This window comes from Tautonia rosea, from assembly GCF_012958305.1.
GTDB classification, from domain to species: domain Bacteria; phylum Planctomycetota; class Planctomycetia; order Isosphaerales; family Isosphaeraceae; genus Tautonia; species Tautonia rosea.
This window is the reverse complement of the sequence record NZ_JABBYO010000018.1, coordinates 20078-33760: the sequence shown is the minus strand read 5'-3', so window position 1 is coordinate 33760 and position 13683 is coordinate 20078. Positions and strand designations below refer to the sequence as shown.

The following is a 13683-nucleotide window of genomic DNA, read 5'->3' as shown; positions in this document are numbered from 1 at the left end:
GACAGCGGCACGCTGAGGGTGTCCGATAATTCATTGACATAAGGGCTTGAAACTTCTTCGGTTGAGGTTGTCGTCCCCACGACAAACCGGCCCGAAGGAGGTCCAAGCCCTTATGTCAATGAATTATCGGACACCCTCAACGCGGGGCGTTGTCCGAGCCACCTAGCGAAGAATTATCGATCTCGTCCTTGAGGCCCTCTATGAACAGTTCGAGATCAGCCGGCTCTACGTGAGCATCGAGATCGGGGACAGGCTCTCGCCGATCTAAATTTTCGAGTATCAGCAATTTCATCTCTGTCTCGCCCTCTAAGAATCGCTCACGCAGAAACTCCATATCTGGGGGATGGATGACAGGCGTGCCCCCATCAAAATTAACATTTCGATAAACGAGCTGACCGTCACCAGGCGTCATGCGTACACGCCGACGAATCCAATCGTAGATTGCCGCAGTGGAGTCAATCTCGACTCGCTGCGTGAACCACCCCCCTACCAGGGTGAAAGCGAAGTCAAAGTTTGTCACCGTTGCTTCGCCGCCGGGCCAAGTGAAAATTTGCGGCTCAAGGAGATTGTGTGTGACTCTAAAGGTGCCCGCAACAATCGGATTAAAGCCAAGCAAAAGTATAATGCGATGGTGAATCCAGTTTGCTACAGGCATGCCGTTCCATAGGATGTCGTATAAGGGGACGTTAGCCAAGTGAATGGGATCCGGTCCCATGAGCCTAATTGACAATCTCTGTAGCTGCACTTTGCGGATATAGATTTCGTCAATGACTGAGAATCTTAATCGTGCGTCTCCTTTCTTCATCACGCCGGCTAAGGCAATTCCCAATCGCTTCGCCTTTCGAACAGCGTCTGCGGTAAAACCGGCGTTGCTACAAAGCATTGTGAAGTCCGCGCGCAGATCGTGGCGCTTGGAGTCTAGGGCGTCCACGTATGCGATACCGACCGGTCTTCGAGGGTTGAAGTCCTTGCACTCGACAAGACCTTTCACGGGTACGCCATCGACGGTTCCCTCAATCAATACGTCGATCTCGCGCCGACCGTCCGGACCTATGACCCACCTTCCGTGGGTGACACTAGCACGCTGGTCAAAGGCCTCAAGAACGGTGGCCACCACCCGCTCGTATGGCTTACCTTGCTTCGACATGTAGAGGGTTAGCAACGCCTAACGTGTTGTAGACGAACTAAATTCTGTATTCCAAAGACGCCCATTCGTCCACAGAATTCCACTGAATCTCCCGATCATCCCGAGAGAATTCGGACCCTGCAAGCGAATTTTTACAGTACTGTGGACAATCACGAATTGTAATCGCGTACGAGTCGGCATCCGGATTCGGCGTGGCGGAGGAGATCGTTTCGCTCCCCGTTGGACACTCGGCAAAGCGTCCGGAGTCGTCCGTAGGATCGTCCGGCCCACGCCACTCTGACGAAGCGACCCGGACCCCTGCGTCGTACATTCACGCATCACGTTTCGCGAGAATTTCTCCCAATTCGCGAGTTTGTGTGACTCTCCCGCCCTCAATTCCTGATGATTTCAAGAGACAGGGAGCAGTTGAAACCGATTCCTCGCGGCCCGATCGTGTGTCCTGGACCGGCCTCGATGTCGGATCGGGGGCCCTGGGCGTCCTGTGTTTCTTTGGCAACTCGACATGGGCATCCCCTTTCCTTCCACCTGCCAACGCGCGCGTCGGGAACCCTGGAGGCGGTGCGACACGGTCGGCTCGCGTGATGCGTCGCGCGAAACGAAGCGAATCGCAAAGAGGCCGATTCCCGAAACGAACGGCCCAGGAGCGACAGAACTCCTTTCAAGATCAGGGATAGCGTCCTGTCCCCCCGGCGCACCAAGGGCGCACCGGCCCGCGCACTGGTTCGGTCGAATCTCCTTGGTCGGAGACGGCTCCGTCCCCCGATCCAAGGCGCTTCGATTGGCGGACGAAACACCGAAACGAACCGAGGGCAATCGGTGTAACCTCGTTTCAGGATGGAGCAAACGTCAAACGACGCGCAGCGCACCCGAGGCGCACCAAGACCGAATCCAGGAGCGCACTTTCCGCCGAGAGGACGCCGACGGGGAGACTGCGATCGAGCCGCCTCCCCGGCCCTGGCACGCACGACGAAACAAAGCCAGGCCCGGCGATCACAATTCCCGAAACGAAGGCACTGTCGCATCGACGGGGAGACCGAGATGACAGTTTGGACAGTTCCTCGCCTCTTTTTCGGCGCAGCCAACACCTGGGACTGCAAGCGGTTACGTCGAGACAACGCCGAAGTTCAGCGCCGAAAACTGTCAACCCGGACCCAGCGTGCAACAGCCCGAATGCGACAGTGCCCGAAACGAACCGGGGCCGACAATCGCAACCCGTTGCAGGATCAGCGAGATCGTCCCCAGCCGCCAGCGCACCGAAGGCGCACCACGGGGCGCACTCAAAGGCGCACCGCTCAGACGTGGACCTGGTCGGTCTGCCCCAGCAGGTTCGGGTAGCGATCGCGCACCGGGGCGACCTCCGAGGCCAGGAAGGCCGTCACCTGCTCCGGGCACCGGCCGATGAACCGGCGGGGGTCCAGGGCGGCGTCGAGGTCGATCGCGGCGAAGGCGGGGTCGGCCTTCAGCCGGTCGATCAGGTCGTTCCGCTCGGCCCCGTCCTTCAGGGCGTCGGCCGCGGCGATCGAGTGGACCCGGACCCGCTCGTGGAGATCCTGCCGGTCCCCCCCGGCGCGGACGCCGGCCATCAGGACGGCCTCGGTCGCCATGAACGGCAGCTCCCGCTCGACGTTCCGGGCCACCACCTTCGGCCGGACGATCAAGCCGGGCACGACATTCAGGTAGAGCGACAGCAAGGCATCGGCCGCGAGGAACGACTGCGGCAGGGTCATGCGCCGGACGGCCGAATCGTCCAGGGTCCGTTCCAGCCACTGGGTTGCGGCGGTCTGGCTGACGGCGGCCTGCTGGGCCATCAGGAAGCGGGCGATCGAGCACATCCGCTCGGCCCGCATCGGGTTCCGCTTGTAGGCCATCGCCGACGAGCCGATCTGGTTCGCCTCGAACGGCTCCTCAAGCTCCTTCTCGTGGGCCAAGAGCCGCAGGTCGTTGCCGAACCGATGGGCACTCTCGGCCAGGGCGACCAGGGCCGAGACGACCAGCGAGTCGAGCTTCCTCGGGTACGTCTGCCCCGTGACCGGGAACGACCCCTTGAACCCGAACGCGGCGGCCACCCGGCGGTCCAGCTCCTCGACCTTTGCATGATCGCCGTCGAACAGGTCAAGGAAGCTCGCCTGCGTGCCGGTCGTCCCCTTGACCCCCAGGAACCGAACGTCGCCGATCCGCCGCTCGACCTCGGTCAGGTCCATCAACAGGTCCTGGCACCACAAGGTCGCCCGCTTGCCGACAGTCACAAGCTGGGCCGGCTGATAGTGGGTGTACCCCAAACAGGGTTCATCCTTCCAGCGGTCGGCGAAGCTGGCCAGGGCATCGATTGCCCCGACGAGCCGGTCGCGGACCATCGCCAGGCCGTCCCGCAAGAGGATCGCGTCGGTATTGTCGGTCACGTAACAACTGGTGGCCCCCAGGTGGATGATCCCCTTCGCCTCGGGCACGGCGTCGCCGAAGGTGTGGACGTGAGCCATCACGTCGTGGCGGAGTTTCTTCTCGTACGATCGGGCCAGGTCGAAGTCGATCGCGTCGACCTTCGCCTCCATCGCGGCGATCTGGGCGTCGCTGATCGGCAGGCCGAGCCCTTGCTCAGCTCTCGCCAATGCCACCCAGAGCCGCCGCCAGGTCGAGAACTTCCGGTCCGACGACCACAGCTCCGCCATCGGACGCGTCGCGTAGCGGGAAATCAATGGGTTTTCATACGTCTGATGACGATCCATGAAGGGCAGGCTCTGTGCATTGAGGGAGGATGAGACGAGGCGGGTCCAGCGGGGCGGCGAAGGCGACGGACCCGTCGAGTCGAGGGCCGGGCGATGATGACCCGACCCCGACCGGCAGTCCAGCCGAGGGGGGAGTCGGCAATATAAGGGGAGACACGGGGCCGATCAGATCGTCACCCGGTACATCTCCTCGACGGTCGTCACCCCTTCGATGACCTTGGAGATGGCAGCTTCGCGAAGGGTCTTCATCCCTTCGTCCCGGGCGACCTGGTTGATGACCTCTCGGGTCGTCTGGGTGAGGATCAGCTCCCGAATCAGCTCCGAGACCTCCAGGACCTCGAAGATGCCGACCCGGCCATGATACCCGGTGTGGAAGCAGCTTGGGCAGCCTTCGCCCCGATGGAGGGTCAGGTCGCGGTGCTCCTCGGGGTTGAGCTTCAAGGCCTTCAAGACCGTCGCGTCGGGTGTGTAGCCGACCCGGCATTCCGGGCAGATCGCCCGCACAAGCCGCTGACTGACCACCCCCTGCAAGGCTCCCGAGAGAGTGTAGCCGGGAATCCCGTAATTGAACAGGGAGGCGATCGTCCCGGCCGCGTCCGAGGCGTGAATCGTGCTGAAGACGAGCACGCCGGTCAGGGCCGCTCGAATGCCGATGCTGGCGGTCTCCTCGTCCCGGATCTCGCCGATCATCAACACGTCGGGGTCCTGCCGCAGGATCGCCCGCAACCCCTGGGCGAAGCCGAGGCCGATCTGAGTGTTGATCTCCACCTGGTTGACCCCGCTGAAGCGGTACTCGACCGGGTCTTCGATCGTCAGGACGTTGCGGTTCGGGTGCGAGACCCGGTGCAGGCAGCTGTACAGAGTGGTCGTCTTCCCCGCCCCGACCGGACCGCCGACGAGCACCGCGCCGTACGGCCGGGCCAGCAGGTTCGAGATGCGAGCCGCCTGGTGCGGTTCCAGGCCCAGCCGGTTCAGGTCGAACTGCACATCGGGCGGTTCGAGGACCCGGAGCACGACCTTCTCGCCTCGGGTCGTCGGCAGGGTCGAGGACCGCAGGTTATAGGCTCGGCCTTGATCCTTGACCGTCAAGGCCCCATCCTGCGGGTGGCGCGACTCCACCAGATTCATGTCCGAGAGGATCTTGACCCCTCGAACCACCGCCTGGCCGATCTCGGCGTCGAGCCCGACCATCGGGTGCAACTGGCCGTCGATCCGGAATCGAACGAGGTAACGGTCTTCCTGAGGGTCGAGATGGATGTCGGTCGATCGGGCCTTGATGGCCCGGATCATAACCTGCTCGATCAGGTCGGAGGGCACGGCCGTCTCGGCGATCGCGTGCAGCTCGGCCCTCAGATCGCGCTCGGAGCGCTCGCTGTCGACCGCGGGCGTCGCCGGCGGCCTGGCCACCGGCGGCAACGATCCGGAGTCGTCTTGCCGGGACTCATGCTCGGCAACCGCCTGATCCAGTTCTTCGGGCGAGAGCATCTGCAGTTCCTGGATCGCTTTCAGCAAGGCAATCTCTTGCTCCTGAGCGTGCCGCTGGGCGACCAGCAACCGCTCGGCCGAGAGGACCTGAGCCTCCGTAAGCACCCGGGCGAGTGTCTCGTCGTCGAGTTCCGGCCTGGACCCCGTCGCCACGTTGTCGGCCATCTCACGTGCCTCCACTCGCTTCTGGACTCATCAAGCCGATCGACCGAGAAGACTCCCCACGGTCCGAAGGCCACTCGATGCCAGGCAGAACCGCGCTCGACCGCTCCGACTCGTTCAAGATCGGCTCGTTCCCCCCACCGGCTTTGATCTTCGGGAACCCGCCTGGGGGACGCCGACGCAATCAGGCTGATCACCCAACGTGCGTCGTGCTCGACTTGCTTTCGACAATTCTAAATGCGCAAGAGATCGGAATGAAACCAACAACCAGCCCAATTCCTACGGTTTTCCTGGTCTCGGCCGTCGATCCGAATGGTCAGCCTCCGCCTCGTTCCGGAGCATTCACCGCCCCGTCCTCAGTCGACGATGTCGTCCCGCATCATCGCCATGACCCGCGACGAACACCTGATTGACCCGCGCTCAACCAGCGCGGGAGAATCGAAGCATCGACTCATGTCGGGTCGGCGAGTCTTGCCATGACGGCCTCTCCTCGCACACCGTTCCGAAGCAACGGTCGCGGGGCGGGGCTGTCTTGCGTTCGGGAGGCGGGCGACCTGACCCGGATCGTTCATCGCAACGCATTGACGAAGGAGTGCATGATGAAATTTTTTTACATGATGTTCCTGGCTTTGCGTGGCGGACTGCCCGGCGTCCTCGCCTTGCTGCTGGTTCTGCCTGCAACCCTCTCCGCCCAGAAGCGGGATCTCGACGATTCCGACTGGACCCCGCTCATGAAGGCCGCCCGACAGGACGACTGGAAGGCCGCGCTGCTCCTGATCGACCAGGGGGCCGACCGAAACGCCAAGGCCCCGCAGACGGGCATGACCGCGCTGATGATCGCCGCCTGGTACGAGTCGGCGGAAACCCTGGACATCCTCCTGTTCAACCGAGCCGACGCGAACCTCAGCACTCAGACCGGAGTCACGGCATTGATGATCGCTGCCGGACGCGGCAACCTGGCGATGGTCGACAGCCTGATCGACGGGGGAGCCAAGGTCGATCCGGTCGATGCCGAGGGCTCCAATGCGCTGCTGATGGCCATCACCGCCGGCAACCCCGAGGTCGTTTCCCGCCTGATCGAGGCGGGGGCCGAGGTCGACGACCAGGACCCGATGGGAATTTCCCCCTTGATGTGGGCCGCCTCGAAGGGCAACGCCGAGGTCGTCCGGGTCCTGCTCGACGCCGGTGCCGACCCGACGCTCCGCGACGACGAGGGAAACACCGCGGCCGACGTCGCCTGGCTCAGCGGGCATCCGGACCTGGTGCCGATGATCCGGGACGCCCCGGCCCGACCCGATCCGGCGATCGGCCCTCCCCCCTTCCGCTCCGAGCCCCCTCGCGACGACCTCCCCGACCGTCTGGCCAACCGCACTGAGGAGGCTCCCGAGGGCTGGGTCGTGCATCGATCCCCCGCCTTGCAGATCCGAATGGCCCTGCCCGCTCCTCCCGAGCTGGCCCTTGAGACCCTCGACACCCAGCTCGGCCCGGCCGAAGATGCCTCCGCCTTCGTCGATCAGGGCGGGATGAGTTACTCCGTCGGCCGCACCACCTACCCCGACGAGGCCCTGAGGCTCGACGACGACGCCTTCTTCGCCCAGCTCCTGACCGACAGCCTGTTCGAAGGGCGTCACGAGCTGGTCCAGCCGGCCGATCGCATCCGCTACGGCCCCTTGCCCGGCCGATCGGTCCGCTACCGATCGCAGAGCGAACGCAAGACCTTCGACACCTGGATCGAGGTCTTCCGGGACGGCTCGACCGGCTACCTGATGGCCGTCAACGCCCGCCAGGGCAAGCTCGACGACGACCTGGCCCGCGCCTTCTTCCGTGGCGTCTGGCTGCTCAACCCCGGCCCCGGAATCGAGACCCCCGACACCCCCGAGCCATCCCGATTGCAGCTGTTCAAGGACATGATGGTCACCCTCGTCGATGCCGAGGGCCGGGGAGATGCCCGCACCATTGCCGAAGGTCTGCAACAGAGCGAGGGCATGATCCTGTTCGTCATGGGCGGCGTCTACCGAGAGTCGCTCCAGATCAATCAGCCGATCATCCTCATCGGCATCGGCGACGACCCCTCCGAGGTCGTCCTCGAACTGCCCGACGACACCCCGATGCTCATCAACTCCTCGGGCGTTTTCCTGGGCAACCTGACCGTCCGACGCGCCGACGACGTCGCCAGCGACGACCCGGCCCCCCTGGTCGAGATCACCGAGGGCCGCCAGATTCTGGAGGATTGCGTCTTCGACACTGCTCGATCGAACGGCCTGGTCATCCGGGGGTCGGCCGATCCGGTCCTCCGGACCTCGGAAATCCGCGGCGGCCCGTTTTCCGGGGTTATGCTGATCGAGGACAGCTCGGCCACCCTTGATCGCTGCACGATCCAGGACCACGATTCCACCGGCATCGTCGCCGCCGATGAGTCCCGGTTGACCCTCCGAAACTCAGAACTCTCCGAGAACGCCGAGGTCGGATTACTCGTCCGAGACGAGGCCCGCGTTCAGGGCGAACTTCTGGTGCTCGTGAACAACGGCGTCGACAACCTTCGACTGACCGACTCCAGCCTCGGCGTCTTCCGCGACTGCGTCCTCTCGCAGGCCGGCGAGGACGGTGCCTGGCTGGCCTCCAACAGCCGAGGGACCTTCACGGCCTGCACCTTCTCCAAGAACGGCCAGACCGGCCTTCGGCTCCAGAGCGCGACCCGCACAGTGCTGGTGGATAGCCTGATCGCCGAGAACGAACAGGCCGGACTGCTCATCGAGGAGCAATCGCCCGCGCTGCTCGATCGCTGCGTGATCCGATCGAACGCCTATGCCGGGGCCGAGCTGTCCGGCTCCAGCGGTGCCACCTTCCTCGACTGTACGATCGCCGAGAACGCGCAATCCGGCGTCTTCGCGCACAGCGCCGCCCTGGGGCAGTTGGTCGCGTGCCGCTTGACCTCGAACGGCGGATCGGGCGTCTCGGTTGAGTCGGGCCGGGTCGATCTGGTCGAGTGCGAGCTGTCGAGCAACGCCCGCTACGGCCTCGAACTCGCGTCCGAAGCCACCGTCGCTTCGCGCGGCTGCTCCTTCGACAACCACCCGGCCGGCAACCATACGCTCGCCGAAGGGGCTCGCCTGCTCCGGCTCGTCGCCGTTACCGATGACGAAGCGGTTGCCCATCAGGACGCCCCCAGCCCGGAACCCGAAGCCGTCGAGGACCCCGAGCCCGTGCCCTGATCAGCCAGCCGCCCGGTCTCGGAGACATGAGCACGCCCCGGCCTCTCGCTCCTGGGAGAGGTCGAGGCGTGCCGGGCATTCCGAGCCTTCTCGCTCCTCTTGAACTGTCCGAACGTCCGTTGCAGCCAAACTGCGCCGAGTTGGCCTTGCCGACCGGATCGATCTGGACTAGGGTAACGACCCACATCGCCGACCTTCCGCGCCGGGTGCTGGACCGAGACGTCCGGCCCCGGGCCGTCGTCCATCGCTTCCCTCGCCCGGGGTTTCCCCTGAGCGAGGGGTTCCGACTTCCCACCCGATTGAACCAGCCCCCCGCGATTGCAGGCGAACGGAGCCCGGGGACCGAGCCTCGCTCAGGTCCTCCGCCGACGCGGGGAAAAGGGACGGCGTTCGTTGCGATACGGACCACTCTCGGCAGGTACTCAAGGGAGGGGACACGGATGACCCTTCGGCCATTCGATCGAACGCGGCGGTCCCTGGTGCTCGGGACGCTGGGCTTGGGGACACTCGCCCTGGCCGCCGGGTGCGACCCCCGCGCCCTGGCCTATTTTCTCCAGCCGTTCGAGCCCACGATTGACGCACCCGGCCCGTCGCTCAAAGGCAAAAAGGTGGTGATCCTTTGCCACGCGACGACCGGCACCATGTCGGACTTTCCCGACCTGGAAGACGACCTGGCCAAGGGGGTCGGCCGCACCCTGGCCAGCTCGGTCAAGAAGATCGAAATTGTGCCGCACCCCAAGGTCAAGGTCTGGGTCGACGGCCATCCGGGCTACACCGACCCCTCGGACGCCGGCCGTGACTTCGAGGCCGACACGGTGATCTTCCTCGAAGTCGAGGCCATCCAGCTCGAAGACTACCGCAGCCCTGGATTGTTCCAGGGGGCATCGCGGGTTCACGTCAAGGCCTTTGATCTTGTCGAACCGACCGACGACAAGGGGAAACCCATTCCCGGGCGCGATCGGGAGGTGATCGTCTCGCACGACGAGATCGTCGAAACCTCCTTCCCCCGCACCCAGGGGGCCATGCCCATCAGCGCGACGGTCAACCGTTCCGCCTTCCGCAAAAAGTTCCTGGAAATCGTCATCGCCGAGATCGCCTGGCAGTTCATTCCCCGAAGCTCCGGCGACATGATCCAGGATACGAGCTTCTGACCCTTTGCTCGCGTTCCCGATCCACCGCAAACCAGGTCGAAGGCCGAGCATCAATGGCTCGGCCTTCGGCTTTGCCTCATCCCGCGGCCTGTTGCCTCGGCTGCGTCATCAGCGAGACGACCACCAGGACCAGGAACCCGAGCGGGATCGTCACCAGCCCCGGCTGGCTAAAGGGGATGATCGACTGCTCGGCAGGCCACCCATAAACGTCTCGATAGGCCTGGGCACTCAACAAGATCCAGGTCAACGACGTGATCATGCCCACAAAGATCGCCGCCGTGATCCCCCACTTGGTCGTCTTCTTCCAGAACAAGAGCATCACCAACGCCGGCAGGTTGGCCGAGGCCGCCACGTTGAACGCCCAGCCGACCAGGAAGCTCACATTGAGCTTCTCGAAGGCGATCCCCAGCGCCATCGCCACCACGCCGATCACCACGGCAGAACCCTTGGCGATGCGGACCTTCCGCAGGTCGCTGATCGGCCATCGCAAAACGTTCTCGATCAGGTCGTGCGCGATCGCCCCGCTGGCGGCCATGATCAGGCCGGAAACCGTACCGAGCACGGTCGTAAACGCCACGGCCGAGATGATCGCAAACGGCAGCTCGCCGAAGCTCCGGGCCAGCAAGGGGGCAGCCATGTTCGAATTCGTCGGATCAAGTACGCCGCCGGTCATCGCTCCCAGGCCGAGGTAAAGCGTCAACACATAAAACGCGCCGATGGCCGCAATGCCGACGACGGTGCTCCGCCTCGCCGCCTTCTGATCCTTCACCGTGTAGTATCGGATCAGAATATGAGGTAACGACGCGGTTCCGCCGAACAGGGCGAGCATCAAGGAGATGAAGTCGAGCTTATCGACCAGCCGACCGCTCCGAATCCCCTTGAAGGTCGAGCTGCCTCCGGGAACCAGCAGCGCATTTCCCTCGGTCGGGACCGGGAAATAGACCGTCGTGACGGCACCGTCGGCCTCTCGGATGATCCGGTTGTTCCAGGTGACGATGGTGCTGTCTTGCACGGTGGTCAAAAACTCGATCGGGCCGAGCGGGCCGGTCTCGGCTTGATCGTCGGGCAACCGAACGACCTGACCAACTGCCTTCAGGTCCGCCTCTCCAACCCCTTTGCCCTGGGGAAAGCCGTTGGCCAGGCGAGCGCCGTCGGGCAAGACGGTGAGCGTTTGCGCCTGAGCCAGTTGGTCTCCTTCAGGGTCGATTCGGTACCAAACGGTCGTGATCCCCGTGTCTCGGTTCTTGGCCCTGACGAACGGCTCGTCGCGCCAGCCCTCGGTTTCGGGAAGGATGCGAAGCGTTGGATCGTCGCGAAGCTGATCGACCGTCGTGGTCACAAACGGTTGAAACCGCCCGTCGGGCACCTCCGGCTCCGTCGTCAAACCACGACGGAGGATGAACACGGCCAGCACCCCGCAGAACAACACCAGCAAGGCACCCTTGATGAATTGCACATACGAGGTGGACACCATCCCCGCCGTCACCACGATGAGCACCACCACCGCCCCCACCGTGATCACCCCCGCCTCGTGCGGTAAACCGAGCAACGGCCGCACCAGTGTTCCCGCGCCGACCATCTGGGGAATCAGGTAGAAGATACTCACCACCAGGGTGCTTGCCGCCGCCGCCAGGGTGATTCCTCTCGAATCGAACTGACTGTTCAAGGCATCGGCAAACGTAAACTTGCCGAGACGTTTCAATGGCTCGGCCACCACGAACAGCGCGACGACCCAGCCGGCGAGGTAGCCGATCGAGTAGAGGAACCCGTCGTACCCGGCGAACGCGATCATCCCGCAGATGCCCAAAAACGACGCGGCCGAGAGGTAATCGCCCGCGAAGGCGATTCCATTGACGAACCAGTGAATTTGCCCGTGCGCCGCGAAGTAGCCGCCCGGCTCGCGGGCCTTCCTGCCCAGATAGAAGCTCAGCCCGAGGACCGTGCCGACAAAGGCGGCGAAGACCACCACGGCGATCGTCGAGGGTTCATAAATCATCGCCCGATCCCTCGCTCCTGATCCCCGTCACCCCCCGGCCGACTGCCCGAGGAGGCCCAGTAGCGATCGGCAACTCGTTTACACAAAGCCATGTACACCAGTGACAAAATGATTGCCGCAACGATCAGCCCCAGGCCGGTCGAGACCGCCAGGTTGAGGCCCCCGGTCGGTCGCCGCGCCATGACCTCGGGAGCGAACGCATTGACTCCCACGAATGCGGCATAAAGCGCCAGGTAGACCGCGAACAGCCCAAGCCCGACCCTCGCATACGCAATCGTCAGGGCCGGCGGCTCGTCAACATCGTGCGCGGGAGGGCCGCCGCGCGTGCCGGCGGCCGGTCGTTCGTGAGTCGGAGGCACAGTCGCACCGGGGGTCAGTGACTCGGCAACTCCGCGAGGGATCTGCCGGGACCAAAGGGGATGACCGATCGGCGTAGCGTAGCCGAACCCTCGCCGATCGCAAGCCCTTGCCGAGGGTTCAGAGGCCAAGCGACCAGTCGAGCCACTCGTAGGCCCGTTGCTGCGCGACGGGAGGATAGGCGTGCCCCTCGCCGTGGTTGAACAGGCCGAGCGCATCCCCCGCCCGCAGCAGCCGCCACACGGGCAAACATGCCTCAATGTACGGCCAGCTCTGATCGCCGTCGGCCGAGTCGCCGCCGATCAGAAAAAACGACCGGGGCGCGACCAGGGCGAGCACCTGGGAATGATCGAGCGGGAAGTCGGGCCGACTCGCCTCCTCGCCGTGATACCAGGGGGCGTCCCAGTTCGAGTAGCCGATGCCGATCCCCCCTTCACTCGACACGGTCGCCCGAACCCTCGGATCAAACGCGGCCAGGAACAGGACCTCCTTCGCCCCGAGCGAGTGACCGATGCTGGCAATCCGACCGGCATCGACATCGGCTTGCGCTTCGAGCAGATCGAGCGCCCGCTGCGCGTCGTAGAGCATCGCCGCCGTGCCGGTCGCCCCCGGATGCCTTGCTCGCTGGCGGGCGACGGCCTTCATGTACCGATCCGGCTCGTCCGGCCCGTCCCAGAGAAAGCACGGCGGGCAGATCGCCACATACCCCCGGCGGGCCAGGTGCAGGCCGATGAACTTGTCGCTCGGCCCGTCAAGCCCGGCCGGCTGTCGGATCGTGGCGTCGGTCGTTGAATGCAGGACGACCGCCCCCGGCCTGCCTCGGGTCGGGGCCGGGTCGGCCGGACGCAGCAGGTACGCCTCGACCGTCCGGCCCGGCTCGGGATCGTAGGCAATGAGCAGGCGATCGACCGCGCGCTGGCCGCTGACCTCGGGCTCGACCTGATCCTGTTCGAGGACACGAATGGCCGGCACGTTGCGCGGCCTGGGAATGACGCCGAGAAAAGATCGCCAGCGTTCCATCAGCTCGGCCCGTCGATTGGCCCAGGCGTCGAGGGTCGTGATCGGCTGATGCTCGCCATCGAAGAGCAACGGAGCGGGCCGATCGGCTTCGGGCGGGATCACGTCGGGAGGCGTCTGGACCTGAGGATGCCAGGACGGGGGGGAGCCTCGATCGCACATCGGGCACGACTCCGAAATCAAGCCAGGAATCTGGGCGAACCGGGCCGAGCCGGGCCATTTGGCCCCGACTCCCATCGACGAACCCCGAAAAATCCGATGATTCGGTCGGATTCTTTCACCCGGATGCGATACGATGGAACGCGTCGGGCGTGGTGCGACACGACCGGCCCACAGAATGACCTATGCTAACGGCGTCGTCGTGCATCGGGCAGCGGGTGGAACCCATCCTCGTGCAAAGGCCGCCCGAGCTTCGCGAAGAATCGTTCCACCC

At 64.4% G+C, this 13683-nt stretch carries 8 protein-coding genes; 2 read left to right on the top strand and 6 right to left on the bottom strand.

Annotated elements, in window-relative coordinates; genetic code table 11:
- Positions 1 to 136: 136 nt before the first annotated feature.
- The 3 genes from HG800_RS23390 to HG800_RS23380 form a co-directional block, all read right to left on the bottom strand.
- Positions 137 to 1114: a restriction endonuclease gene (locus HG800_RS23390; RefSeq protein ID WP_169980121.1), complete on the bottom strand. Its 978-nt coding sequence runs from the start codon at positions 1112 to 1114 to the stop codon at positions 137 to 139.
- A gap of 1325 nt (positions 1115 to 2439) precedes the next feature.
- The gene (purB, locus tag HG800_RS23385) at positions 2440 to 3870 is read right to left on the bottom strand and encodes an adenylosuccinate lyase (protein ID WP_169980119.1); all 1431 of its coding nucleotides are present in this window, start codon (positions 3868 to 3870) and stop codon (positions 2440 to 2442) included.
- 165 nt (positions 3871 to 4035) lie between these two features.
- A complete protein-coding gene (locus tag HG800_RS23380; protein WP_169980117.1) occupies positions 4036 to 5520 on the bottom strand; it encodes a GspE/PulE family protein in 1485 nt (494 codons plus the stop codon).
- Positions 5521 to 5993: 473 nt separating this feature from the next.
- On the opposite strand from HG800_RS23380, the gene HG800_RS23375 reads away from it, so the two are divergent.
- Positions 5994 to 8729 (top strand): right-handed parallel beta-helix repeat-containing protein, encoded by a 2736-nt coding sequence (locus HG800_RS23375; protein ID WP_169980115.1) that lies wholly within the window; start codon positions 5994 to 5996, stop codon positions 8727 to 8729.
- 440 nt (positions 8730 to 9169) lie between these two features.
- A complete protein-coding gene (locus HG800_RS23370; RefSeq protein ID WP_169980113.1) occupies positions 9170 to 9880 on the top strand; it encodes a hypothetical protein in 711 nt (236 codons plus the stop codon).
- 76 nt (positions 9881 to 9956) lie between these two features.
- On the opposite strand, the gene HG800_RS23365 is transcribed toward HG800_RS23370, so the two are convergent.
- The 3 genes from HG800_RS23365 to HG800_RS23355 form a co-directional block, all read right to left on the bottom strand.
- On the bottom strand, positions 9957 to 11876 hold the full coding sequence (locus tag HG800_RS23365) for a sodium/solute symporter (RefSeq protein ID WP_169980111.1): 1920 nt from the start codon (positions 11874 to 11876) through the stop codon (positions 9957 to 9959).
- Positions 11873 to 12235 carry a DUF485 domain-containing protein gene (locus HG800_RS28330; protein ID WP_315852096.1) on the bottom strand — a complete coding sequence of 121 codons (363 nt, stop codon included), beginning with the start codon at positions 12233 to 12235 and terminating at the stop codon, positions 11873 to 11875. Before HG800_RS28330 ends, HG800_RS23365 begins: the two co-directional genes overlap by 4 nt.
- Before the next feature lie 118 nt (positions 12236 to 12353).
- Positions 12354 to 13412 carry a dienelactone hydrolase family protein gene (locus HG800_RS23355; protein ID WP_169980107.1) on the bottom strand — a complete coding sequence of 353 codons (1059 nt, stop codon included), beginning with the start codon at positions 13410 to 13412 and terminating at the stop codon, positions 12354 to 12356.
- Positions 13413 to 13683 lie beyond the last annotated feature (271 nt).

What these genes read in the sequence shown, in the direction of transcription:
- purB (WP_169980119.1), bottom strand. Translation starts at nt 3,870, where the DNA reads ATGGATCGTCATCAGACGTATGAAAACCCATTGATTTCCCGCTACGCG.
- HG800_RS23380 (WP_169980117.1), bottom strand. Translation starts at nt 5,520, where the DNA reads ATGGCCGACAACGTGGCGACGGGGTCCAGGCCGGAACTCGACGACGAG.
- HG800_RS23375 (WP_169980115.1), top strand. Translation starts at nt 5,994, where the DNA reads ATGACGGCCTCTCCTCGCACACCGTTCCGAAGCAACGGTCGCGGGGCG.
- HG800_RS23370 (WP_169980113.1), top strand. Translation starts at nt 9,170, where the DNA reads ATGACCCTTCGGCCATTCGATCGAACGCGGCGGTCCCTGGTGCTCGGG.
- HG800_RS23365 (WP_169980111.1), bottom strand. Translation starts at nt 11,876, where the DNA reads ATGATTTATGAACCCTCGACGATCGCCGTGGTGGTCTTCGCCGCCTTT.
- HG800_RS23355 (WP_169980107.1), bottom strand. Translation starts at nt 13,412, where the DNA reads ATGTGCGATCGAGGCTCCCCCCCGTCCTGGCATCCTCAGGTCCAGACG.